Source organism: Psychrobacter coccoides (assembly GCF_017498085.1).
GTDB classification, from domain to species: domain Bacteria; phylum Pseudomonadota; class Gammaproteobacteria; order Pseudomonadales; family Moraxellaceae; genus Psychrobacter; species Psychrobacter coccoides.
This window is the reverse complement of record NZ_JAGBKM010000004.1, coordinates 1-25,517: the sequence shown is the minus strand read 5'-3', so window position 1 is coordinate 25,517 and position 25,517 is coordinate 1. Positions and strand designations below refer to the sequence as shown.

At 46.9% G+C, this 25,517-nt stretch carries 23 protein-coding genes; 7 read left to right on the top strand and 16 right to left on the bottom strand.

Annotated features, from left to right (window positions below; translation table 11 throughout):
- The first annotated feature begins 27 nt into the window (after nucleotides 1–27).
- The gene (gene serA / locus J3492_RS03460) at nucleotides 28–1,254 is read left to right on the top strand and encodes a phosphoglycerate dehydrogenase (protein WP_207989921.1); all 1,227 of its coding nucleotides are present in this window, start codon (nucleotides 28–30) and stop codon (nucleotides 1,252–1,254) included.
- A gap of 127 nt (nucleotides 1,255–1,381) precedes the next feature.
- Here the strand turns inward: serA and trhO are convergent, their stop codons facing one another.
- Nucleotides 1,382–2,443: an oxygen-dependent tRNA uridine(34) hydroxylase TrhO gene (gene trhO, locus J3492_RS03455; RefSeq protein ID WP_207989919.1), complete on the bottom strand. Its 1,062-nt coding sequence runs from the start codon at nucleotides 2,441–2,443 to the stop codon at nucleotides 1,382–1,384.
- Between the two features lie 273 nt (nucleotides 2,444–2,716).
- On the opposite strand from trhO, the gene J3492_RS03450 reads away from it, so the two are divergent.
- Nucleotides 2,717–3,325 (top strand): peroxidase-related enzyme, encoded by a 609-nt coding sequence (locus J3492_RS03450; RefSeq protein ID WP_243453078.1) that lies wholly within the window; start codon nucleotides 2,717–2,719, stop codon nucleotides 3,323–3,325.
- A 67-nt stretch (nucleotides 3,326–3,392) separates the two neighbouring features.
- Here J3492_RS03450 and J3492_RS03445 read toward each other — a convergent pair whose 3' ends face one another.
- The 3 genes from J3492_RS03445 to metX form a co-directional block, all read right to left on the bottom strand.
- The gene (locus J3492_RS03445) at nucleotides 3,393–3,974 is read right to left on the bottom strand and encodes a tetratricopeptide repeat protein (RefSeq protein ID WP_207989917.1); all 582 of its coding nucleotides are present in this window, start codon (nucleotides 3,972–3,974) and stop codon (nucleotides 3,393–3,395) included.
- A 487-nt stretch (nucleotides 3,975–4,461) separates the two neighbouring features.
- Entirely contained in the window at nucleotides 4,462–5,073 is a 612-nt protein-coding gene (gene metW / locus J3492_RS03440; RefSeq protein WP_207989915.1) for a methionine biosynthesis protein MetW, read from the bottom strand.
- A complete protein-coding gene (metX, locus tag J3492_RS03435) occupies nucleotides 5,070–6,377 on the bottom strand; it encodes a homoserine O-acetyltransferase MetX (protein WP_207990135.1) in 1,308 nt (435 codons plus the stop codon). Before metX ends, metW begins: the two co-directional genes overlap by 4 nt.
- A gap of 380 nt (nucleotides 6,378–6,757) precedes the next feature.
- Here metX and hemH point away from each other — a divergent pair, with 380 nt between their 5' ends.
- On the top strand, nucleotides 6,758–7,777 hold the full coding sequence (hemH, locus tag J3492_RS03430; RefSeq protein WP_207989913.1) for a ferrochelatase: 1,020 nt from the start codon (nucleotides 6,758–6,760) through the stop codon (nucleotides 7,775–7,777).
- A 32-nt stretch (nucleotides 7,778–7,809) separates the two neighbouring features.
- Nucleotides 7,810–8,649, top strand: coding sequence for a BPSS1780 family membrane protein (locus tag J3492_RS03425; protein WP_207989912.1), 840 nt, complete (start codon nucleotides 7,810–7,812; stop codon nucleotides 8,647–8,649).
- 100 nt (nucleotides 8,650–8,749) lie between these two features.
- Here J3492_RS03425 and J3492_RS03420 read toward each other — a convergent pair whose 3' ends face one another.
- Complete coding sequence (locus J3492_RS03420) at nucleotides 8,750–9,067, bottom strand: hypothetical protein (RefSeq protein WP_207989910.1); 318 nt, start codon at nucleotides 9,065–9,067, stop codon at nucleotides 8,750–8,752.
- A gap of 291 nt (nucleotides 9,068–9,358) precedes the next feature.
- Here J3492_RS03420 and J3492_RS03415 point away from each other — a divergent pair, with 291 nt between their 5' ends.
- Entirely contained in the window at nucleotides 9,359–10,624 is a 1,266-nt protein-coding gene (locus J3492_RS03415) for a right-handed parallel beta-helix repeat-containing protein (RefSeq protein WP_207989908.1), read from the top strand.
- Between the two features lie 61 nt (nucleotides 10,625–10,685).
- Here the strand turns inward: J3492_RS03415 and J3492_RS03410 are convergent, their stop codons facing one another.
- The 11 genes from J3492_RS03410 to J3492_RS03360 form a co-directional block, all read right to left on the bottom strand.
- Nucleotides 10,686–11,474: an SDR family NAD(P)-dependent oxidoreductase gene (locus tag J3492_RS03410; protein ID WP_207989906.1), complete on the bottom strand. Its 789-nt coding sequence runs from the start codon at nucleotides 11,472–11,474 to the stop codon at nucleotides 10,686–10,688.
- 443 nt (nucleotides 11,475–11,917) lie between these two features.
- Nucleotides 11,918–12,394 (bottom strand): hypothetical protein, encoded by a 477-nt coding sequence (locus J3492_RS03405; protein ID WP_207989904.1) that lies wholly within the window; start codon nucleotides 12,392–12,394, stop codon nucleotides 11,918–11,920.
- A gap of 224 nt (nucleotides 12,395–12,618) precedes the next feature.
- Complete coding sequence (locus J3492_RS03400; protein WP_207989902.1) at nucleotides 12,619–13,635, bottom strand: hypothetical protein; 1,017 nt, start codon at nucleotides 13,633–13,635, stop codon at nucleotides 12,619–12,621.
- 362 nt (nucleotides 13,636–13,997) lie between these two features.
- Nucleotides 13,998–16,952 (bottom strand): DNA polymerase I, encoded by a 2,955-nt coding sequence (gene polA, locus J3492_RS03395; protein ID WP_207989900.1) that lies wholly within the window; start codon nucleotides 16,950–16,952, stop codon nucleotides 13,998–14,000.
- Nucleotides 16,953–17,093: 141 nt separating this feature from the next.
- Nucleotides 17,094–17,507, bottom strand: coding sequence for an organic hydroperoxide resistance protein (locus tag J3492_RS03390; protein WP_207989898.1), 414 nt, complete (start codon nucleotides 17,505–17,507; stop codon nucleotides 17,094–17,096).
- A 216-nt stretch (nucleotides 17,508–17,723) separates the two neighbouring features.
- The gene (locus J3492_RS03385; RefSeq protein ID WP_207989896.1) at nucleotides 17,724–19,982 is read right to left on the bottom strand and encodes a heavy metal translocating P-type ATPase; all 2,259 of its coding nucleotides are present in this window, start codon (nucleotides 19,980–19,982) and stop codon (nucleotides 17,724–17,726) included.
- Nucleotides 19,983–19,984: 2 nt separating this feature from the next.
- Nucleotides 19,985–21,136, bottom strand: coding sequence for a c-type cytochrome (locus J3492_RS03380; protein ID WP_207989894.1), 1,152 nt, complete (start codon nucleotides 21,134–21,136; stop codon nucleotides 19,985–19,987).
- A gap of 11 nt (nucleotides 21,137–21,147) precedes the next feature.
- Nucleotides 21,148–21,924 (bottom strand): c-type cytochrome, encoded by a 777-nt coding sequence (locus J3492_RS03375; protein ID WP_207989892.1) that lies wholly within the window; start codon nucleotides 21,922–21,924, stop codon nucleotides 21,148–21,150.
- Between the two features lie 8 nt (nucleotides 21,925–21,932).
- Nucleotides 21,933–22,676, bottom strand: coding sequence for a c-type cytochrome (locus J3492_RS03370; protein WP_207989890.1), 744 nt, complete (start codon nucleotides 22,674–22,676; stop codon nucleotides 21,933–21,935).
- Nucleotides 22,673–23,296: a cbb3-type cytochrome c oxidase subunit II gene (locus J3492_RS03365; protein ID WP_207989888.1), complete on the bottom strand. Its 624-nt coding sequence runs from the start codon at nucleotides 23,294–23,296 to the stop codon at nucleotides 22,673–22,675. Before J3492_RS03365 ends, J3492_RS03370 begins: the two co-directional genes overlap by 4 nt.
- Nucleotides 23,297–23,306: 10 nt before the next feature.
- Entirely contained in the window at nucleotides 23,307–24,668 is a 1,362-nt protein-coding gene (locus J3492_RS03360) for a cbb3-type cytochrome c oxidase subunit I (RefSeq protein WP_279381139.1), read from the bottom strand.
- 88 nt (nucleotides 24,669–24,756) lie between these two features.
- Between J3492_RS03360 and J3492_RS03355 the strand changes: the two genes are divergently transcribed.
- Together J3492_RS03355 and J3492_RS03350 are read left to right on the top strand one after the other, a co-directional pair.
- Complete coding sequence (locus J3492_RS03355; protein WP_207988742.1) at nucleotides 24,757–25,110, top strand: IS630 transposase-related protein; 354 nt, start codon at nucleotides 24,757–24,759, stop codon at nucleotides 25,108–25,110.
- A partial coding sequence (locus J3492_RS03350) for an IS630 family transposase (RefSeq protein WP_207988744.1) occupies nucleotides 25,094–25,517 on the top strand: 424 nt, incomplete at its 3' end. The genes J3492_RS03355 and J3492_RS03350, both read left to right, overlap by 17 nt.

The window sequence follows — 25,517 nt, the reverse complement described above, 5'->3', positions numbered from 1 at the left end:
ATAAGACAATTATAGGACAGTTCTCACATGGCGCTATCACTGCAAAAAGACAAAATCCGATTTTTATTACTCGAAGGGGTGCACGAAAACGCACTTAAAGTACTAGAAAAAGCTGGCTATCAAAACATTGAGTATCTCAGCCATGCTTTAGATCAAGATGAGCTGATCGAAAAGATTAAAGACGCTCATTTCATCGGTATTCGTTCACGTACTCAATTGACTCGTGAAGTGCTTGAGCATGCCAAAAAGCTAACAGGTATCGGTTGTTTTTGTATTGGTACCAACCAAGTCGACCTTGATGCTGCTCGTGAGCTGGGTATTCCAGTCTTCAATGCGCCATACTCAAACACTCGTTCAGTGGCTGAGCTGGTATTGGCAGAAGCCATCATGTTGTACCGTGGTATTCCCGAAAAAAACGCCGTTGTACATCGTGGCGGTTGGGGTAAATCAGCCAAAAACTCGCATGAAGTACGTGGTAAGACCATCGGTATCGTGGGCTATGGCTCTATTGGCTCACAGCTGTCTGTATTGGCAGAGAGCTTCGGCATGAAGGTCATCTATCATGACGTCGTGACCAAGCTACCATTGGGCAACGCTGTACAGGTAGGTAGCCTAGAAGAGCTATTGTCTACCGCCGACATCGTAACCCTGCATGTCCCTGATGTGCCAAGCACTCGCTATATGATGAAAGCAGAGCAGTTTGCGCATATGAAAGAGGGCAGCTACTTTATCAATGCGGCACGTGGGACTTGTGTTGAGATTGATGATTTGGCAGCAGCGTTAGAGTCAGGTAGAGTCCTCGGGGCGGCGATTGATGTGTTCCCTAAAGAGCCAAAGTCTGCTGACGAAGAGTTTGAGTCACCGTTACGTAAGTTTGATAATGTCATCTTGACGCCGCATATCGGCGGCTCAACCCAAGAAGCACAGGCCAATATTGGCCTAGAAGTCGCAGAAAAGTTCGTTAAGTACTCAGACCAAGGTGATACCGTTACCGCTGTGAACTTCCCAGAAGTCTCGATTCCATTTAAGGAAGGCTCGCATCGTCTGCTGCACATTCACAAAAACGTGCCAGGCGTACTGTCGCAAATCAACCGTCTGTTCGCTGAAGCTCACATTAATATCTTGGCGCAAAGCCTAATGACTGAAGGTGATGTCGGTTATTTGGTAATGGACGTGGATTATAACGACTCAACCGCTGCTCTCGACCAGCTCAAAGACGTCGAAGAAACCATCAGAGTGCGCATTTTGTTTTAGATGAAGCATTAGCGTGTACTGTTACACTCGATTCAAATGAAAGAGAGGCTCTAATACATAGAGCCTCTCTTTTTTGTCTTTTCTTTCTTAGCGTTGATTAACGCTTAGTATTGATGAAAACAGTCGCTTATCCAGCTTTAGGTTCGTTCTCTGTTTCTGCTTGTAGACGAGCTTTCATCTTAGCGGCTTTGCGTTTTTCTATCACGTCTATGACGTCACTACCGATATGTGTCTCACCACGCTGTCTGGCCAGTTGCATCTGATGCTCACGCTCACGGAAGCGAGCTTTTTGTGCTTCGGTGGCTTTATCGATACAGTGCGGGCAAGACTCCCCTTTTACATAGGCAGCGCTTTGCATATCATCTTGGGTAATCGGCATACGACAAGCAAAGCATTGCTCATACTCGCCTTTTTCTAGATCGTGGTTGACCGAGACACGGTTATCAAAGACAAAGCAGTCACCTTGCCACATGGACTCTTCGCTGGGGACTTCTTCTAGATACTTCAGGATGCCACCTTCTAAATGATAAACCTCCTCAAACCCTTGCTGACGCATAAAGGCGGTCGATTTTTCACAGCGAATACCACCCGTACAAAACATCGCCACTTTTTTATGCTTGGTGGGGTCTAGCTCTTTGGCCACATACTCTGGAAACTCACGGAAGGTATCCGTGTTTGGGTTTACCGCATTTTCAAAGGTGCCGATTTGCACTTCATAGTCGTTGCGAGTGTCAATAAGGATGACCTCAGGGTCGGAGATGAGCGCATTCCATTCACTCGGCTTGACATAGCGTCCAACCGACTGCAGCGGATCGATACCCTCAACACCCATGGTAACGATCTCTTTTTTGAGCTTAACCTTAGTACGATAAAAAGGCTGCGTATCAGTATAAGACTCTTTAAACTCAAAATGACCAATTGCGTCAATGCTGCGTAGATAGTCAAGGACGTTATCGATGCCTTGGCGACTGCCTGAGATAGTACCATTGATGCCTTCATTGGCCAGTAGTAGCGTGCCCTTAACCTCGTTATCGAGCATGGTGTTTAATATAGGCTGACGATACTGCTCAAAATGAGCAAAAGGGGTAAATTTATAAAGGGCAGCGACGACGATATTGTTGGTCACGCTATCATATTCGGTGGCTTTTTTGGGTGTGGCTGATGGTGGTGCAGTGTTGATGGTGCTCATGGGTGTCTCCTGCTGGCTAGGTCGCAAACCTAGTGCAATGGGTTAAAAGTGTTGTCTATAACATTGGCACAGTTGTGGATTTGGCCAAATGTTGGCGCAGTGTAGCAAATTTAGCGCGGTTTTTGAATATTTTATCAAAGCATGTCACCAATCCATCTAAATGATCATACGCCCTAAGCTGACCCATATCAATTGAGCCGTTTTTTGACTGTTTATTACTGCTCTATAAAGGTAGACTATATAACACTAAAGCCCTGTCAATGGAGATGACACATGAGTAATCCAACTATAACCCCCTCTAACAGTATGCCCATCAGCCGCTATCCTGTTCCTGAATTAGATCAATTGCCTGCTGATATTCTTGAGCGTATTCTTGCTGTACAAGAAAAAGCCAAGTTTATTCCCAACGTATTTTTAGCACTGGCGTATCGTCCGGCAGAGTTCAGAGCTTTTTTTGCATATTACGACGCTGTCATGGAGCGAGAAGGCAGTACGCTCAGCCCAGCTGAAAAGGAGATGATCATTGTTGCTACCAGTGCCGCCAATGGCTGCCAATACTGTGTCATCGCTCATGGTGCGCTACTGCGGGTGTTCGCAAAAGAGCCATTACTGGCAGATCAAATAGCAATCAATTACTTGCATGCGCCTATCAGCCCTAAACAAAAAGCTATGCTGGCGTTTTCAGTCAAGCTCTGCCGTACCCCAGAGCTCGTTCAAGAGGCAGATTATGCTGCACTTAGAGAGCACGGTTATGATGAGGAAGATATCTTAGATATTGCTGGAATTACCGCATTTTTTGGCTTGTCTAATAGAATGGCCATCGTGATGAGTATGCAGTCCAATGAAGAGTTCTATACCATGGCTCGTACACCAAAAGGATAAAAGCTGAGAGAAACTCAAAAAAAATCCAGCATAAAAGCTGGATTTTTATATTGGAATTATTTATACCTTATCTGCTCTGGAACCAGCTATCTGCTTGGCTACGAGCATTAGCGATGTCTGAGCTTGATAAGTTCAATGCCAACTGGCCAATCTTACCACGAGCTTTGCTGCGTACTTTGTCATCTAGCATGCCATCACGAGCGGCTAGATCGTACCATTTATAGGCGTCGACGAGATTTTTTTGCTTTTCATCGAGTAGGGCAAGCGTATAGCTGGCACGGTTATCACCACGCATAGCGGCTTTTTCTAACCAATGACGGGCTTGTTGCAAGTTAGGCTGTACACCTTCACCACGTAAATACATAATCGCAAGGTTCAGCTGAGCTGGGGCCACGCCTTGTTGTGCCGCTTTGGTGTACCACTGTATTGCTTGCTGAGTGTTTTTGGTGATGTCTTGTCCCTTTTGCAGACGCTTGGCCAAATAAAACTGAGCATGGTCATTGCCTTGGTTGGCACGAGCAGTCAGCTCACTCACATTCATCAGCTCAAAACGTGACACATCAAGTGGGACGTTCGAGATTAATTCAGCATTGGCCAAACCAGCAAAAGAGAATAAGGTCGTAAACAACGCAGCTTTGAATAATTTCATAACAGCTCCAAAAATAGGCAGTTGATCAGTAGCTTATCGATAACCCATGCCTGTAGCACAGTCTGTCTATATGGCGATGATACGTCGATAGTAACTACTAAAAACCAATAGTTAAAAATAAGGGTCAGATGCAAGTGCTCAGAACACAAGTCGTAATACGCATTTATCTATTTGTTTAATAGTAGTCATGCAATATCAACAGATAAACGATTGCAATGAAAAAGTGCAAAAAGGATGCCATTGACAATATTTTGTAAGCTTAACACCCGAAGTTACGAAACTCAAATACTAATTACCTAGTTTAACAGTGTCCAACTGACCATAGTATGTAACAAAATCATACAGTTACTGATCAGCAAGTAAATATATACGATAAGTAGACGGTCATTAAGCGACACACTAACTCAGCAAAAAGCCTGTAAAGCGCATGAGCTGCTGGACCTATGTTTGATGTTGGTCTTACTTGTCGTGTTCTCTGCGTTACATCTTATCTGTGCTTGGTCACACGATAGATGGCAACATCGGCCAGTAAGTTGGGCGCTTGTTTTATCAATGTCGTCATCAAAGGAGAGTGACCTTTGTCTGAATCACTAACCGCAAAACGACTGATAATATCGATATCACGCTCGCTACACAGTTGTTCAAAATCTTTAAAGGTACATAAATGGATATTAGGGGTGTTGTACCATTCATAAGGCAGGGCTTCTGAGACAGGCATGAGCCCTTTTAGACCTAAATGTAGGCGGTTTTGCCAATGAGCAAAGTTGGGAAAGGTAATAATGGCCTCACGAGCGACTCGCAGCATATCGAGTAGCAGGATATCAGGGGCGATCACCGCTTGTAATGCCCGCGCCATCACCACGGTATCAAAACTATCATCAGCAAAACGGCCAAGACCGTCGTTCAGATCTTGCTCGACGATAGACAGGCCTTTACCAATGGCTTCATTGATTTTTTCTTCATCAATCTCGATTCCGTATCCGGTGACCCCTAGGTTTTGCTGTAGATGGGCGAGCAGCTCGCCATTACCACAGCCTAAGTCAAGAATGTGTGATTTTGGCGCAATCCAGCGTTCAGCTAACTGATGATCCATTCTCATGACTGCGCTCCTTTTGTCGCCTGCTGATTGGTAATGAAGGGCGCATTTAAAAACCCTCTGACAGCGCCCATATAGCGTGGAATATTAAATAAAAAAGAATCGTGACCATGCGGCGCATCGACATTGATATAGCTGACAGGTTTGCCTGTCGCCATCAGCGCATCGACGATCTCTTGTGAGCGCTCAGGGGCAAAGCGCCAGTCAGTGGTGAATGACACCACCAAATACTGACATTTGGTATGAGCAAAGGCCGTTTTTAGGGCATTAAACTCATGTTGACGGTCATTATCAGCTTGTCCATCGGTAGCGTTATCAGCGCTGAGGTTTTCATCAGCATTGGTGCTGTCTATAGGGTGTTCCGCCTGCTTGTCATCGTCAGGCTCAGCGTAATCACGAGTTGGATCAAAGTAATCTAGTGCTTTGGTCATCAGCAGGTAAGTATTGGCATCGAAGTTTTTGCTAAAGCGTTCGCCTTGATAACGCAAGTAGCTCTCGACCTGAAACTCAACATCATAGCCATACATAAACTTGCCAGACTTTAGGTCACGGCCGAATTTGGCCTTCATCGCATCATCGGTCAGATAGGTGATGTGGCCAACCATGCGTGCCAATATCAGCCCGCGGCGAGGATAAGTGCCGGCCTGTAAATAGCGCCCATCTTTAAAGTCTGGATCGGACAAGATAGATTGGCGAGCGACCTCATTAAAGCCAATGTTTTGTGCTGACAGCTTTGGGGTACTGGCAATGACGACGCAGCGCTTGAGCCTGTCGGGATAGTCAACCGACCACTGCATGGCTTGCATGCCGCCCATAGAGCCACCAACGATAGCATGCCAGACGTCGATACCCAGTCGGTCTGAAAGCAGCGCTTGGGTTTTTACCCAGTCTTTTATCGTCACCAGTGGAAAGTCAGGGCCATAGACTTGTGGTTCGCCGCCGTTTTTGATGCTATCAGGGTTAATGGTCGTCGGACCTGTAGAGCCAAAGCAGCTACCGATATTGTTGACACATACCACATAAAACTGATTGGTATCGATAGCTTTATTAGGACCAATCATATTGTCCCACCAGCCTGCTTTTTTGTCGTCGCTGCTATGATACCCTGCCGCATGATGACTGCCAGATAAGGCGTGACAGATCAAAATAGCATTAGATTTGTCGCTATTAAGTGTCCCATAGGTCTCGATGACCAAGTCAAATGAAGGCAAGGTGCGATTGCACTCCAAGGTCAACGGCTCTGCAAAATGCAACGTTTGAGGGGTGACGATACCTACTGAGCCGGGCTCAGTGGCTGAGCGATCTATAATAGGGTTATCCACATTAGAACGATCTTTGGGGGAATGACCAGTACTATCGGTACGTGCTCTCAAAGCTACCTCGCTAGACAACAGTTATCTACATAATGACTGATACAGCCGTGATTTATAAACAATACAGCTATACCTCTATATATGATGTGTGCCAATTGATATGAATTGGTATATCGTCATGTGCGTCTATTGTATGGCGATGTGGGCATGAGTACAACCATCATACTCAGACTTTATGATAATGGGCGTATTAAATCGTATAAATACAGCGTTTTCGGTGCGTCATTAACAGGTAAGTGCTACACTAATAAGGTGTTAAATTAATAATCCCTTAATAATCCTCTTTAACCATTTATCGATAAAGTAGTGCTATTATGAAACCTGAATTACCCCCACGCATTGCTGTACTATTAGTTAACCTTGGTACGCCAGATGAGCCCACTGCACCCGCTGTCCGACGCTACTTAAAGCAGTTTTTATCAGACCCACGAGTGATTGAGATTCCCCAATTTTTATGGGCGATTATCCTTAATTTATTTGTATTGCCAAGTCGCCCTAAGCGTGTGGCAGAAGCCTATGCCACTATTTGGGAAGGTGACTCACCGATTCGGAATATCCTAAAAAAACAAGTCGCGCTATTACAGCCGCGCTTATCTGATAGCGTCGCTCCGTTTCGAGTGTCCGTGCATCCTGCCATGAGCTATGGCAATCCAGGTTTGCCTGATGTGATGGATACTTTGCGTGCGGAAGGTGTGGATCATTTTGTCATCTTACCACTGTTTCCACAGTACTCTGCGACGTCAGGCGGTGCGGTCTATGATGCATTGACGAAGTGGACGCTTAAACAGCGCAATTTGCCTAATTATACGATTGTGAAAGATTACTTTGCTCATCCGCTGTATATTCAAGCATTGGCGGAGTCGATTCGTCGGTTTCAGGCTGAGCATGGCAAGCCTGAAAAGCTGATGTTTAGTTTCCATGGTATCCCGCAGCCTTATGCTGATAAAGGAGATCCCTATCCTAAGCGCTGTAAATGTACCGCAGCGCAAGTGGCTCATGCACTAGGTCTGGGTGAGGATGAATGGATTATCAGCTTCCAGTCCCGCTTTGGTAAGCAAGAGTGGGTCAAGCCTTATACTGATGTGGTACTAGAGGATTGGGGTAAGTCTGGCGTACGCTCGGTACAGGTCGTTAGTCCTGCGTTTTCTGCGGACTGCCTAGAGACGTTAGAGGAGTTAGCGATAGAAAACCGTGATAACTTCCTAAATGCTGGCGGGCAAGAGTACCACTATATCCCGGCACTCAATGCAGATGAAGCGCATATTGATTTATTAGAAGCGTTAAGTAAGCCGCTGATACAAGGCTGGGCAGGCACGCTGGCTGGTTGGGCTTAATCTATTGTTGTTTTATTTTTTTGAGGTATATGATGTCTGTCCCTAACGAGCCACCACTCAATGTGTCGTTACAAAAGCCCAATGGCCAACCGCCATATCTGCCACCTACCGATGATTATGGCAACCCATTGCCACAGCTCCTAGCAACCCCGCGCAAATGTGGTGCGGCGGCTGGTATAAGCTGGATTGTCAAAGCATTTGGATTGTTCAAAAGTCAGCCGCTTTTATGGCTTGGTATCAGTGTGACGTTTTTGGTCATTATGGCTATTGTCTCCTCAATTCCCTTGCTCAGTATTTTACTGATTCCCATGGTCTTTATCTTTATTGCTGGTATTGTCAAAGGGGCGGCGATACAAGCACGAGGGGATGAATTGCGCTTTGATCATCTGTTTTCAGCGTTTAAAAGTCACTGGCAGCCGTTAGCCATAGTCGGATTGGTGTATTTGGTAGGTATCATAATTGCTATGATTCCATTATTTATCGCTATGGGCAGTATGTGGTTTTCGATGATGACAGGCAATATGGGCAATACCTATGGAGCGATGAATAATGTCTCTATGGGTGGCTTGTTCTTCGGTTATCTGCTCTCTATGTTGCTCATGATTCCCTTGTATATGGCCGTTTGGTTCGCTCCGGCATTGGTGAGCTTGCACGATGTTGATGCCATTACAGCAATGAAAAAGAGCTTCCGTGCAGGCGTTATTAATATCATGCCCATACTGGTCTATGGTTTGGTATGTATTATCTTGCTGCCAGTACTGATGACCCTGACTTTAGGTCTGGGCATACTGTTGGTGCTTCCTGTTCTGTTATTGACTTACTACACCAGTTATCGTGATGTCTGGACAAATCAGCCGTTATCGAATACATGAGCCTTAGCGGTACTGATTAAGAATACAGATGACAATGAAAAAGCCCGCTCAAACTAAAGAGTGGGCTTTTCACTATAAAAAGTCAGCTGATGTAAGTGGCTTATAAGTCGCCCTCATTGGTGCGTTCAGCGGCTTCTTTATCAGCGATATCGACGATATCAGGATAATCAGTATCATCTAGATTGCCTTCAACCAGCAGTTCAGGCACTTGCTCTTCATCGACGTTTTGACGGTGCATAGGCGTAAGGCCCTGAGTAGCGCCAGTACCGACTTCTGAATTATCAAACCCTGCGCTATTGTCAATCACATCTTCATTGTCAATCGTGTGCAACATCGGGTTGTCCAAATCGACCTGCTGATTGTCATTGCCGTCGATACGATCTTGCTCATTTGGGAGTGGGGTTTTTGAATTATCCATACATCATTCCTTTCATCTTATTTGTGATTGTTATTAGCTGTTATTTAATTAAGGACTAAATACGCTGAGTTATTTAAGTTATCTAGCGTCTATGTTCCATTATCGTTTTAGTATCTATGTTCTAATATCTATGCTGCGTATCCAAGCCAAGTTAATATCTAATAAGTCATGAGTGTCATTGTGCCGTGTTATGGTCATGGCTACTAGTGATAAGGTGTCACAGGATGTTCAAAAAATGTAAGACAAGCAATAAATAAGGGCGCTGCAATGATAGTCAGGCATAAGTTACTCATGACAGTAGCAATGATAAAGGTGATATCAGGCTTGACCGCTTGTGAGCGCACGCCTTTCGCTAGTGACGATGCAAATTATGATGATATCGCCTTAACACAGCCATTAACGGTTGATGCCAATTTGCCTTCAGCGACGACGATAATAGAGTGCGCTCAGCTGATGCCCAAGCAGACGGTGGTAATACAAGGGCATAGTGTATTGAGTAAAGCGTGTGGCTTATCAGGGCAGTCAGTACGCTTTGAGCTGAATGACTCTCACAGCTCACTTGACTGTCAGGGGGCAACGATGAGTACCATGACTGACGATCAGTCAACGACAAGTGCCATTACCATTCAGCCAAAAACAGACACAGCTATCGAAGATATCACGGTGGCCAACTGCCATGTACAAGGCTATGGTCATGCGCTGCACATTCGTCAATTTAGCCCGCCAAATCAGCGATATAGGCGAGGGCATATAGATCCTGCTGCCAATCGAGCGTTGGCTCCAAGGGACATTCATATCATCAATGTCAGCAGTCAAAATAGTATCAATAGTGGCATGTTTGTTGGTGATCATGTGCATGATGTGACTTTTGATCGCATACACATTCAAAACTCTGGTACCGTTGGTCTATACTTAGAATTCGGCAGTCGCAATAATGTGATTAAAAACGCTGTGTTTGTTGGTAATGGCTTTCGCCCGCTCAAACCCAACCGTGAAGCCATTGCAATCGACTCTTCTAGTCATAATCTTATCGAAAACAGTCGCTTCATTCGTAATGGTGCAGGCGCTATATTGCTGTATCGTAATTGTTTTGAGCATGCAGATGACCCAACGCGCAGCAATCATTTTAAACGCACGGAGTCGAGTCGTGACAATGTGATTCGAGGCAATGTGTTTGAAAATGAGCCAGTCGGTGTTTGGGTGGCAGCAAGACAGTCACGCAATTTAAAGGGCTTCGCTTGCGGGGCTTATTTAATCAAAAAAACGCTCTTTGCCAGCTATCACTTAGACAGTGCTAAAGACAATCAGATTATCAATAATCGTTTTGAACAGGTAGAGCGAGGTATTATCGCTGAAGACGATGGTACGCTTATCAGTGAAAATGAGTTTGCTGCTGAGGTGGGATTACCCATTAGTATTGGCTCAAAGGTTCGAGAAAGCAGCTCAGCAGGCGCAGTAAAAAATACAGTCATTGAAAACAATGTATTTACGGGTAAAACAATCGAGCAAGCCGTTAAGATTCGAGATGCCAGCAAACCGGCCACCGATATTTGGTAGCCGTCTTTAGGTATCGTAAGCTTCGGGTCTCTTGACTGTCCAACAGACCCGAATCAAAAGGTTATTTTGCCCCAACCTTAGTATTGACCCAGCGTATGATTGGATCTGGCGTGACTTGTGCCAAGGTTTGAAAGACTTTGGCTGGCATGCCAACCGAGTAATGCGTGCTTTTAAGCTTACGGTTTGGACTAACCGTCAGTTTGCCCAGTGTTTTGGCCACATCATTGACAGTTAGATTGATGCCCAGACGATCAATACTGGTGACTTCGATATCTTTAGTCATATCAGACTTGACCCAAAGCGGCATCACATCGATCACTTTAACCCCCAGTTTCTCGTACTCGATATTTAAGCCTTCAGTTAGGCCCCGCACAAAAAACTTACTGGCAGAATAAGCGGCGACTTCAGGTTGACCATAGATAGCAGAAGCAGAAGAGACGTTGATGATTTTACCGTTTTTGCTATCTGCTAGATAAGGGGCCAGTTTGTGGCAACCAATGAGCACGCCTTTACAGTTGATATCAATCAAAGACAGCTGCTCATCCAAATCAGTGGTTGGTAGGGCGCCACTAATGAGTACGCCGGCATTATTAATCAAAGCATCGATACTACCAAAGGCCTCAACCATTTGAGTAATAGCCTCTTCCCACATATCGGGCTGGGTGACATCGAGCGCTCCGATAATCACACGGTCTTTTTTCAATGCTTTTTTAAAGGCTTTGTCTTTAATAGCCTCTGTAAGCGTGGCCGTATTGGTGGCAAACAGTCCCACATTATGCCCTTTTTCGGCCAGCCTTTTGGCAGTGGCCAGACCGATACCACGTGACGCACCAGTAATTAATATGTTCATAAAGACTCACTTAATGATTGTTAGCAGGCCATAAACGACAGAGGACAAACTTCAATAGGTTTGTCCTCTGATGTTCAATAAATCTCAGTATAACAAATTTGCCCGCATGTGTTTGATGATGCGCCGCCATTGTGCAGGATGGGCTTGCTGTGTAGTTGATACGTGGTGATCTATAGTCAAGGAGTTTTAAAATTGCTACAAGGTGACCGACTGCAGATAGTACACTAAGTATATAGTCGATACACTCTAAAAATGTCATAGCGCTACTGGGATGCTTGCTGTTCAACATATAGGTTGCGCAGCATCGAAGGTACGCAGCACGCCAGTAAAATTTATACCAGTAGCGCGTTTAAATCCATAACAGTTTTACATTCAGCTGACTATATCCAGTGCGGGTAACACCGTAGCGGTTTAAAAGTGCTCCGACTATAAACGAGCAATTACTAGGAAACGACTTGATGCTCAGAGTCAAAGGTAAGCTGTGACTGATGACTGTAGTCATTTACATTTAATCGCCATAGATATAGTAGGGTGACGCTATAAATAATGAGCTCAGTCAACTCTTCAACCATCACACCAAGGCTATGAGGGAATACGATGGCGTTTTCTCCCATATACTGTACTGCTGCCAATACACCGACAATGAGATATAGTGCTAGAGGTACTTTTTTTATGACCGCCCGCAGGTATTGCTGTGCATAAACCAATAGCCCAACGATCAGAAGATAAACGACAGTAAGGACACTATCCTCCCACCAGTCATAAGTATGGTTTAACAGTAAAAAGTCACTCGAGATAAATAAGTCTGGTAGATGGTTTAACTCTCTACGAATAACCGCAAAAAATACCAGTACGCCTGCTAACCAAAAATAACGAGCTGATTTGATCTGGCTTTGCGTGACATACTGTATACAGCGCAACAGACAGATAATTAAAATAACAGTACTAACGATTTCGATGATGCCATTTTCAGAAAAAATGTGAAACTCCTACGATATAAAAAAGTGAGCACTGAGGCTCACTAATTTACATAAAAAAACCAGTGTAATGGTGCCTATTATACGCCCATCTGATACGAATCCGTGTTAAAAAATAGAACCAATTGGTCATCAGCCACGTTCAACTATTTGGTAAGCTGTCTAATTTAAAACAAGGCTTCCATCCGTAATAAAGCAGCAGGGTAGTGGTCTTTGTCTTCCGTTTTATCGTTATAGTAATTCAGCTCTGTCTGTATATAGAGCCATTCTCGCCAGATGGGCTGGCGATAGCTAATCGCAGGACCATAGCTGTTTAGTGTTGATTTGTTTTGATCAAAATAGCCACTGGTAGAGATGCCATAAGCCAGCTTTTTTTCTTTCCCTAAGTGATGGACGTGCCGTAGATCATTGTTCCAATCGGTGCTCTCTTCATCGTCTCGATTGCGATAGCGAAGGGTAGTGCGGTTATTGATGAAACGATTGGCATCTGCGGCGTACTTTAGCGTGAGGCCTCCTCTCACATAATGCTCACTATCAAGCCCATAGCGATAAAAGTTATCGTTACTTACCGTGACTTTAGGGCCCTCGTACCAGTTTTTATCTACGCTCACTTTGACATAAATATCATCGACAGATCGAACGCCAAGATCGACATCGGTTTTCACGCCCAACTGCTCCTCAATAGCATCATCAAATCGTGACCAGCGTAGAGCAATAGAGGTATTGTCTTCTCGTGTTTTTCTTCTATTGATGAGCTGGTTGGAATTGGTTGGGCGGGCATCTGCTGTTGCGCTTTGCTTTAAAAAAGTGTCTTCGTCAAGCTCCTCATCACCAATGATCAAACTCAAACGTTCTTCCAGCACGGGCAAGCGCAGGCGACCACGAACCCTTGGCTCAACCCTTGTCTCTTGGCCTTCTACTGGATCGTTTGCCCAGTGCGTATCCAAGACCAAGCGCAGACTGGCTCTAGCGGGTTTTTTTGGATCAGGCTCACCAAACCAGCCATCCATGTTATGCGCCCAATGATTTAACTGCGTTTTAACCTCTTGCCTTTTCTCATCTGTCCAGCCCCAAGCGTCACTATCTGGAGTGGGCGATAGGTCAGCGTCTTGGTTATGGGTTTGGTCGTTAGAGTCAGTTTGGCTTGCTTGATTGGCTTGGTCATCAGCAGCAGTCTCTGCCATGGCTGGCAAGCCCAAACTGACACTTACGAGAGTATAAAAGGTAAGAGTGTATAATCGATATGATTTCATGAAAGTATGTTTTTATTGGTTTTTAGATACAGAGACAAACAAGACAAGCTTAAATATAGTCAGCTGAATGTAACACTGTTATGGATTTAAATGCGCCACTGGTATAAGTTTTACTGGCATACTGCTATCTTTGATGTTGCGCAAGCTATATGTTGAACAGCAAGCATTCCAGTAGCTCTATGACATTTTTAGAGTGTACCGAAGATATAGGGCGGCATTAAAAATGGCCAAGCAAATTGCCCAGCCATTTGTTTTATTTTTATCTCCACTTTTTAGATGAAGACACGCTCTAGTTAATGCGCCTCGTCCCAATTTTTTCCACTATCTGTTTCCACCAGTAGTGGTACCGCAAAGCTCACCTGCCAGCCTTTCTCCACTGCTGTATCGGTCAGTACATTTTGCATGGCCTCAGTAATCAGTTGGCTCACCTCGTCGACTTTGTCACTGTCTACTTCAAACACGAGCTCATCATGGACTTGTAGCAGCATTTTTGCTTGCGTCTTAGGCAGTACTTTATCGACAGCAATCATCGCAAGCTTGATAAGGTCAGCCGCTGAGCCCTGCAGTGGTGCGTTAATGGCTGCTCGCTCAGCCCCTTGCTTGACCATACGGTTGCTATGGTTGATATCAGGAGTGTAGAGCTTGCGCCCCAAGATAGTCTCGACATAGCCCTTTTCGTGGGCGCTGGCTCGGGTATTCATCATATATTCTTTGACCCCTGGGTAGCGCTCAAAGTACATATCAATATAATCTTGTGCCTCACCTCGGCTCATCTGTAGCTGCTTAGCGAGCCCAAAGGCGCTCATGCCGTAGAGCAGCCCGAAGTTAATGGCTTTAGCATTGCGGCGCTCGGTGGCAGTGACATCAGTGACTTCTTTGCCCAGTACTTCAGCAGCGGTGGCGGCGTGAATATCCAGCCCTTCATTAAAGGCACGAGTGAGGTTTTTGTCACCTGAGAAGTGTGCCATTAGGCGCAGTTCGATTTGGGAGTAATCCGCTGCCAAAATGACTCGCCCTTTTGGTGCGATAAAGGCTTGGCGAATCAGGCGCCCCGTCGCAGTACGAATCGGGATGTTTTGCAGGTTAGGATCGGTAGAGGAGAGGCGGCCGGTACTGGTCAGTGCTTGATGATAGCTGGTATGTACACGATCGGTCTCAGCATCGGCGACATTATCAAGCGCATCAGTATAAGTGCTTTTGAGCTTAGATAGTCCGCGGTATTCTAATGTAATATCGACAAGTGGGTGGTCAATTTTTGAGAGCACCGCCTCGCTGGTAGAGTATTGACCAGATTTGGTTTTTTTGCCACCAGCAACGCCCAGTTTTTCAAACAGCATTTCCCCAAGCTGTTTTGGCGAACCTAAATTAAACGTCTCTCCTGCCAGTTCATGAGCTTGCGCTTCTAAGGCGATGATTTCTTCATCAAAACGTTTGGAGAGCTCATTCAAAAACGAGCGTTTGATTAAAATACCCTGCGCTTCCATTTGACATAGGATTTGAGCGGTGGGTATTTCTAGCTCATGAAGTAACCTAAAGTTGGTGTCGTTCTCAGCAAGCTTTTGACGGAAGATATCAAACAGCTGATAAGTGATATCAGCGTCTTCACAGGCATAGTCGCTGGCGATATCGATAGCCACTTGATCAAAGCTTACTTGCTTAGCGCCTTTACCGGCGACATCTTCAAAACTGATGGTCTGCGTCTGCAAATAATGGCGTGCCAAGTCATCCATGCCGTGACGAGTAATGGCAGCATTGATGACATAGCTGGCGAGCATGGTATCCATTGCCCAGTTGTTTGGACTGCTATGGATACTACCAAGCAGGTCAATATCATAATGGCTTAAAACGTGGGCGTCATATTTGAGATGTTGCCCAATTTTGCCGATATTAGGGTTTTGTAATATCGGTTTAAGTTTGGCAAGGACAGTATCACGATCGAGCTGTTTGGTTGTCAGCTCGTCATCTTCTAGACGATGTGTGAGCGGCACATAATAGGCCTCATGTGCTTTTACAGCAAAAGACAGCCCCACAAGCTCAGCCTCACGCCAGTACATACTGGTGGTCTCAGTGTCGATGACGAAGTGCGCTGCGGTTGTCAGCTGTTTAAGTAGGCTCTCAAAAGCGGGCTCATCTAATACGGTGTGCCAGGCTTTATCATGGCGCTTACTGTCTTTAATGTTTTCAATCTTGCTCGATTGCAAGGATTTTGCGACTTGGGCTTGCGACTCAGCATCAGCTTGACTGTCAGCGACACTTTGCGAGCCATTGGCGGGGTGGTTGGGGTGGTCGAGAGAAGCCAGCTCGTTTTTGAACTCAAGCTCGGTGTACAGCGCTCGTAGCTTTTCGATGTGGGCGCACGGATCGGTATTGATTTTGAGGTCACTCCAGTCATGGCCAACCGCTAAGTCAGTCACGATAGTAGCCAGCTGGGCATTGAATGGAATATCGTCTGCATACTCTACTAGGTTTTTGCCGGCGCGCCCTTTGATCTCAGCGACATTTTCTAGCATGGTTTCGATGTTGCCATATTTATTCAGTAGGTCTTTAGCGGTTTTTTTGCCGATACCAGGCACACCTTTGATGCCGTCTGATGAGTCGCCCATCAATGTCAAAAAATCAATCATTTGACTGGGCTCGATACCGAACTTATCCACCACTGCTTGGCTATCAGTGACTTTACCTGTAAAGCTGTCCTCTAATATCACGCAATCATTGACCAGCTGCATCATGTCTTTGTCGCCGGTTGAGATGACCACGTGATGCCCTTGTTCAACGGCACGATAAGCAAGTGTCCCGATGATGTCGTCGGCCTCTGCGCCTTCTATACGCAGTAAAGGAATGCCAAGGGCGGCGACTAGATGATGAATGTATGGAATCTGCTCTACCAGCTCAGGATCCATAGGCGGACGAGCCGCTTTATAATCAGAAGACATGGCATGTCGAAAAGTCGGAGATTTGGTGTCGAAGCACACGGCCATATGGGTGGGGTGATAACGACGCATGACTTTAAGTAGCGCATTTAATGTGCCACGGATGGCATTGGTGGTCAGGCCTTGCGTATTGGCCATGGTCTTGGGTAGCGCATGATAGGTGCGAAACAGGTAATAAGAACCATCTACCAAGACAAAAGGTGGCTGGTCTTTGTCGACGTGGCTGGTATCCATCATGGCCACATTGGGCATAGCATCGAAGTTTGGGCGCATATCAGGGTCGATAGGCGTGTGCGAGTTGTGGTCATTGTCCGTCATAAAAGTCTCTGTTTATCGTTTAAATAAAAAACATAACCCATTATAGCGATAAAAGTGAGGCGTGCCGAATGACTGACCACAAAAAAAGAACCCAGACCAGCTGAGTTCTTGTTATTGAATGATCTTAGGATGATCAAATATTTATTTGACTTCTGAGGTCACTTCGACATTAATATTGCCTCGTGTCGCTTTTGAATATGGGCAAACTTGGTGCGCCTTTTCGACCAGCTTTTGGAACTCATCAGCAGACAAATCCGTATTTTCACCAATCACATGAATTTTTGCTGCCAGTTGATAATCATGCCCCTCACCTTGTAGCAGGTCTACTTCTACTTGGGTGGTTGAGTCAAACTTGGCATTTTCCATCTGTTGTACGGCACCAAGAGCACCGCCAAAACAAGCACTATAGCCCATGGCAAATAGTTGCTCTGGGTTATTGCCGTCTTTACCAGAACCCGGCGGCACCATATTGATATTAAGGTCGCTGTCATTTAGGCTTGAAGAGCCAGCACGGCCGCCAGTAGTCGTGGCTTTAGTAGAATATAACGTTTTCATAGCACATCCTTTGTTGTCGGTTTTTTAGTATGTTTTGTTCATCATATGACTTGATTAGCATAACAAATCTCTGGCGCTGCTCTATATAACAGTGGTAAACCTATGCTACTAAATTGTAAATAGGGCTTGTGTGGTCAATTGAGTATATCACTATGCTGCTATTCTCAAGTTAATTTAGCTTTGTTTAAGCGCTGCAGGTTTGAGCACCTCAGAACCCTAAGTTTGTACGCCGAGGTGTCGACGCTCTGCAGGCGTGCCAGTGTTATGCTCGGTCGACGGCTTGATTTTAGAAGCCCCTGCCCGCAAGCGAGCAGCATTAGTAATCACCATTAATGAGCTTGCCGCCATGGCCACTGCTGCAGCTAGTGGTGGCACGGTACCAAAAACCGCTAAGCCCAGCGCCAATACATTATAGACCACAGAAAACACCAGGTTTTGTCGCAATACACGGCGGGCTTTTTGTGAGATGGCGATGGCTTCGCCTACTGCAGTCATGCCCCCTTTTGCAATCACCACATCCGCTAAAGCAATGGTGGCAGGGGAGGCGTTGCTCGCAGCGATGCCGACATCAGCACGCACGATAGCCAGCGTGTCATTGACCCCATCGCCGACAAACGCAGTAGGTCCAGCGCCTGCCTCGACCAGTTCAGCCTTGTCCTCAGGAGTACAAGCCGCGAGAATCTCCTCTGGCCGTAGCCCTGCTATAGCGCCGACGTGATGACAGGGAGCGGGCGCATCGCCGCTTGCCATACCAAGTGTCAAACCTGCCTCTCTAAGCTGTGATATCGTGGCTGCGGCGTCTGGACGTAGCGTATCCCCTAAGAAAAAGGTGGCTGCCCAAGCATTATCAATTGCCATATAAACTGCCGTCAAGCCAGCATCTTGCTTTAACTCAGGCAAGGAGACAGCATGACGTAATAAAAACCCACGGCTACCTACCAATACCTTTTTATCGGCTATAGTTGCTTTCACCCCATCATCACAACGCTCAGACTGTGACGACTTTAGTGGCTCACTATCCTTGGCCGCTTGACGCAGCGCTTCGGCGACTGGGTGCACCACTTCGTTTTCTGCGGCTGCTACCAGGGCCAAGATGCGCTCACGCTTTAGGTCTGGGCGCAGCTGTAACTCTCGAAGTACCGGCCTTCCTTCTGTCAAAGTTCCTGTCTTATCAAAGAGTACTCGGCGTATGGCACCAAGGCTTTCAGATGCTGCATGTGTGCGAAAGTGAATACCTGAGGCTGCTGCTGCGCCAGTCGCTGCTAAATGAGAGACAGGAGCCGCAATGGCGACCGCACAAGGGCAAGCGATAATGAGCACCGACAGGGCTCGCAGACTGGCATCTTCTCCAGACAGCCCCATAAGTAGTCCAACAACCAGCGTCAACGTAGCGAGCGTAATGGCAAGCGGCACGATCACACGGGCAAGCTTATCTGCCAGTCGATGGATCTCAGGGCGGGCATGGAGGGCATTGGCAATATCTACACCCATAACATCGATTCGGCGTTTGCCTATCTCAGCGCTGACGCTTATTTCAATCATACGTGACAGATTGATGAATCCTGCTTCTACAAAGTCACCTTTGACGATAGTACGTGGTACCGATTCCCCAGTCATGATACTGGTGTCAAAACTGCTATCATTGTTAATTAACTGACCATCAAGAGGTACACGCTCACCAGCAGCCACTCGAATGTGCTCTCCTGCTTGAATCTCAGAGGCTAACACCTCATGCGCAACACCATGAGTATCGATGCGGCGAGCGGTTTCGGGCAGGGCGGTGCGAAGTGCTGCGATAGCTCGACTAGATTGGCGCAGGGTGCTCATCTCTACCAACCGTGCTAAGGTCAACAGTATCACCAGCATGACAGCAGTATCAAACCATATCTCTGAGTGGCCAGCCACGAGTGACCAAATGGATGCCACCATGGCACCGAGAACGCCAAGACCGACGAGGCTGTCCATGCCCGGTACACCCACACGAGCGGTTCGCCACCCTGCCAGTAAAATAGGCGCTCCTGCCCAGATGACCACAGGTAGCGCTGTTGCTCCTGCTGCCATTGCAAGTGCCCGTCCAATCTCACCTGTTGCTATATTGTCAGGGTTTATATAGAGTAAGATGGATAGCACCATCGTCCACATACCAAAGACAATCGCCACCACCAGACGAATAGAGACACGGCGCATCTCGGCGACGATTCGTGCCTCCATATCATCACCCATATCAGGCGCAGTCAAGCGGTATCCCATAGCGCTGACCTTGCGTGCTACTGCACCAAGATCAGTGCCTTGCTCCCAAGCAAGCGCAACTGACGCACCAGCATAAGAAACCTCAGCGCTGGTTACTCCCGGTACTTTAGTCATGGCACGGCCTGCAGCCGCCGCACAGCTTGGGCACCAAAGCCCATCTATCCCAATAATGCCACGATCAAGGCCATCGAGGGTAGCGGGGTCAAACTCTGGCGCAGCAGTCATCGTTAATGCTCCGGCACGACAGTGCCTGTAGAAGAGGGCACTGCCTCTGGATCAGCGCTGACGCCTTTACCGATGACATGACCCTGTACTTCTTTATTGTAGTAACATTTGTGATCATGATAATGCTCTGCCGCTTGAGCGACACTCAATTCTTCATCAGGTTGCCGTGGGTCTGCGGGGCGCTCATGACTGTTGATATAAGCAGCGACATCCCATGCCTCTTGTTCCGTTAATGAAAAAGGCAAACCTAACGGCATATTAGCGTAAATGAATCCAGCGGCGGTATTCACTCGGTGCATTCCGGCGCCCCAGTTATAGGAGTTAGGCCCCCAAAGTGGCGGGAACACATAACGCCCATTCATATCTTGGCGTCCTTGACCCTCGTCACCGTGACAGACCGCACACTGAGTTTCAAACACTTTTTCGCCACGTCCCGCATCATAGCCTGCTTCAGGCTCATCAAGCTCAGGATAACCAGAGCCAGGCAAATCTACTCGGTTTGGTGCGCCAGTTGCCATCCAGTGAAAATAGCTCTCCAAGTCCTTATAGATTTGGTGCCCCTCTGGTGGCGGCCCACCTGACGGACTGTTGGGCGCATTCATCGAGTAAGTAAAGCAGCCATTTACTCGATCTTCCATGGTGTTAATCTTTTTGTTTTTGCCACGATAAGTGGGGTACATACCTGCCGCCGCCCACATCGGCGCTGAGTGAGCTTGCTGTCCAGCGTTTAGATGGCAGTTGGCACAGGCAAGTGAGTTGCCCACAAACGCTGTTGCATTAGCACCAGGGTTTAAAAAGATCTCACGTCCACGGATAATAGAGTCGCCAAACTCATTATCTGGGATTTCACTTTCGTTAGGCGGCGCAAAAAAGCCTTCTGGGTCTGTTGGGATATTTAAGCCAGAGATACTGTTATCTACGCTGAGCGCATCACTGGTCTGTAAAAACTCTTTACGGGCGGCTTCTATCTGTTCCGTCGCTTGCTGCGCCTTACCCACTTCATCAGCCGTACCCATAAACCGATTGACAGCATCTATTCGAGCCAGATATATGATGATGAGACTAAGAATCAAAGCACCGAAGCCTGCATACAGCCAACGCTTGACAGCACTTCCGCTTCTTGTTTCGTTTTCGTACTGTTTTTTTTCAGACATCTTTGATCCTCCTAATCAGCGTTGCCAGCATTGTCAGCGTTATTAGCCTTGGTATCATTGAGGCTGCGTAACTGAGGTGGGGGTAGCGTCGCAAGATAATCAGACACCGCTCGCATATCTTGTTCTGAGAGGGACTCGGCGACAGAGTGCATCAAACCCAGTGGTGAGTTGGCACGCTGACCTGACTTCCAAGCAGCAAGCTGACTGTGTGTATAAGCCGGATGCTGTCCTGCGATGGCAGGAAACGTCTCGCCAACCCCCCATCCCAGTGGACCATGACAAGAGAAACATGAGGGCAGGTCAACCGTCCAGTCGCCAGCCAATGCCAGCTCTCGTCCACGCTCAAGATCGCCGCCCAAAGAAGCCTTGGCCGAAGGCAAGGTTTCAATGCTGGCGTAGTAAGCGCCAAGCGCCGTCATCTGCTCATCAGTTAATGTGGAGACCACATATTGCATATTGTCATTGGTACGTACACCGCTTTTGTAGTCGTGTAACTGCTTAATCAGATAACCTGCTGACACGCCCGCCAAGCGAGGAATGTCTTGTGCACCTTGGCCGCTATCGCCATGACAAGAGGCACAGGCCCAAGGGTCTTGAGCTGCTTCTGTACCAGCCGATGATTTTTGGCCGACAATCAAAGGCATGACGCTATTGGGATCAGCAGTCGTAGCGGCAGCAGCATAGTTCTCTGCCGCTCGCCAGTCAATCTGTTCACCGTCCACCTTGTTGTCGGCCTTGGAGCAAGCCGCTAAAAATAGCAGCGATAGCGCGATAGGGAGTATTGGCATAACTACTTTCATTGTGCGACCTCCTGATCTTCTGCATGTTGCGCAGTCACTTCCGTTTGAGCCTGTATTGGATCTGAGCTCACCGATGCGATACCAAAGACGCTTTGTAGCTCAAAGCCACCTTGCCATGGCTGATTAAGATTGCCTGCAAACGCTTGACGAGTCCTCGCCACTTGCTCGGCTGTCACTGCCTCCGCTGCGTTTGACCAGCTGCTACGGACATGAGTTAAGATCAGCGCAATTTCTTTGTCATCAAGTGTGGCGTAAAAGCTTGGCATGCGGCCATTATAGGTATTGCCTTTGACCTCGATAGGGCCTGAGATACCACGCAACAATATAGCAATTGGAGCCGTTGCCTCAGCCAATACATAGCGTGACTCATCAAGGGGCGGGATAGCACCACGCACGCCAGAGCCGTTGGTCTGATGACAGGTGGCGCAATGAGTCGCAAAAAGCGCAGCGCCTTGGGCTGCCGTCATATCCCCATCAGCCTCATCCATGTCGGCAGCAGTGACCTTAGCAGGCGCTGTGTCTTTATCGGCTACTGTTTTTGCCAATTGCTCATCGCCACCATCATCGGTGGCCTGTGCATCAAGATAAAGGGTAAAGCCACCAAATATTGCAAGTGCGACGGCTATGGCGATAAAAGGCCAAGGCACTGGGTTTTGCAGCTCAGAAGGCTCAAACTTATCGTCGACATTTCTGACCGCTGAGCCAAAGTCTTTAGTGAGTTTGTTGTTACGTTTTTTCATTCGTAGGTCCCCCTGTCGGGCGAATATCCATGATCACGTAGCTCAGGATTAGCAGCAGGATAAGTTCGATCAAGACCAAGTAAATAATCTACCAGATCAAGCGCTTCATCACTCGCCACGACTACTTTGTCTGAAGGTTGATATGCTTTTGGCAGCCGGACGACGACATCATCTGGACTGGCCTCAGTTTTGGTCTCAAACAAAAAAGGATAGCTTGGCATGATGGAGGTTGGATGAATGGCACGTGGCTGATAAAGATGGGTAAGATGCCAGTCACGACTGGGCATACGAGCGCCAATATTTAGCAGATCTGGACCAGTGCGCATAGTCCCGAGCAAGTGCGGCTCATCATAAGCATAATCTGAGGCAGTAGAGGGTCGACCCCAACCACGCTGCACATCAGGGGCTTGCTCAGGCGCACGAGGCTGCTGACTGTGACAATAAACACAGCCAAGATCCACATACTTGGCACGTCCACGTAGCTGGCTTTCGGTATAAGGCTCAAGCCCAGGTGCTGGGGCTGCCGTACGAATCTCATCGGCAGGCAATATGACCAAAAACACAGTGGCAAATGCCAAAATAGCAGCTGACAGTAACATCAATGGAATAAAGCGGTTCATCTGTGTCTCCTCACTTCTCTAGCTGCGCTGTAGGTTGGGTTTCTAGCAGTCCTGGTCCTGCTTGACGCTTTTTACCTTTTCCTGCCAACATAGCGATCATATTGGCTGCAAAGACAAAGTGACCTAAAACCATCAACGAACCACCAACCGAACGTCCAGTCAAATAAGGTACCGTCAGCTCCATACTTTCCATAAAGTCGCGTGCAGGATCGAGCATGGCCTTACCCTGTAACCAGCCACCAGTAGTCAAGGAAATGAAGTAAATACTAAAGCCGATAACCACCAGCCACCAATGCACTGTCATCAGCTTTGGATACGGCCAGACCCTTCCTATCAGTCGTGGAATGACATAGTACATGGCACCAAACAGAACAAAGGTCACAAAAGCATAAGTACCTAAGTGAGCATGACCAACCGTATAATGAGTAAAGTGAGTCACTGAGTTGACCGAGCGTAGGGCTTCAAGAGAGCCTTGAAAAGACGCAGCGGTATACATGAGCGCCCCAATGGCCACAAACCTTAGGGGAATACTGGCTTTAAATACATCGAGATTTCCAAGCCAAAGAGGGTGTTGGTTAATAGCAACCGCAATCACAGGCACAAACATCATCAACGATTGCACAATAGAGAGCGTCACCACCCAAGTCGGTACCGGACCACCGATTAGATGATGAATACCAACTTGACTATAAAACAGCGCCAATGCCCAAAAACCCACTAGCGATAAGCTATAAGAATATATTGGTTTACCGATAATGCGCGGCAGTAAATAGTAAGCCGCCCCAACCCCTATCGGAGTCAGCCAAAGCCCTAAGACGTTGTGTGCAAACCACCAGTTCACAGTACCTTGCTGCGCACCGACATGCAGGCCCGGAAGGTTGGCAACGATAAATAAAATCGGAAACCAGACCATGGCCCCAAGGTAATACCAACCGGTAACATAGATGTGGCGCACTTCACGATGCCATGCCGTGACCAACAGCGGTATCACAAATAAAAACACCGCAAGGGCTATAAATATGTCGATTTGCCACGGAATCTCTAGCCACTCAAGCCCATCCGTCCAACCAGTGCCTATCGCCCATGCGCCTGCTGCTACAGCGAGATTCATAATCACCGCTCCTGCAAACGCCAGTATGGGCAAACGCAAGTGAGTAGAAAATATGGTCGGAATGAGCCATAGCGACAGACCCAATCCCCCAAGAGACAGCCAACCATATATCACAAGGTTGAGATGCATCGGTCTGATACGACCAAAGGTTAGCGCCTCCATACCATTTAGCCAATCAGGCAAATGCATCTTTAGCGAGGCAATTAGACCAAGCGAGCTGCCAAATAGCAGCCAAAATGTCGCAGTAGCAAAAATAAACAGAATAATTCGCCTACTATTTAAAGGTATAGTCAGTTCTTTTTAAATAAGATACAATCGTTTTAAAGCAAGCGAAATAGCAGAAGAACAAATGACCTATTCAGCAGATTTTCGAGCACAAGTGATTAAAAGTGTCAAAAACAAAGACATGAGTATCCGTCAGGCTTGTACTTTCTATAATGTTAGCAAAACCGCATTACAGCGCTGGCTGAGAAACCCAAGTATCAAACAAACTCGAGATAAATCACCAACTAAAATACCGAATGAAGCACTCTTAAAAGACGTTGAACAATATCCAGACGATTATCTGTACGAGCGAGCTAGGCGATTCAACTGTAGTAAGACCGGCATGCACACTGCTTTAAAACGTCTAGGTATCAGTCAAAAAAAAGACCTTAGAGCATCCAAAAGCCTGCCTGATAAAAAGAGTGGCTTATCAGAGTAAACTTGATCGCTTTACGCAGCAAGGCTATCCCATTATCTATATGGATGAAAGCGGCTTTGAGCACGAGACCATCCGCTCTCATGGCTATGCACCGATTGGTACACCCTGTATCGACAGCTACAACTGGCAAGCAAAAAAGAGAACTAACGTCATCGGTGCTCTTTATAACAAGATGCTGTTTGCGCTTGATTACTTTGAACAGAATATCAATAGCAATATATTTTATGACTGGTGTAAGATCACACTTATTCCAAGTCTCAAGACTAAATGCGTGATCGTTATGGATAACGCTAGGTTTCATAAAAGCAGACGTATCCAAAAACTGCTCAACAGACATGGTCATCGCATTCTATGGCTGCCACCCTATAGCCCTGATCTTAACCCCATTGAGAAAAAATGGGCACAAG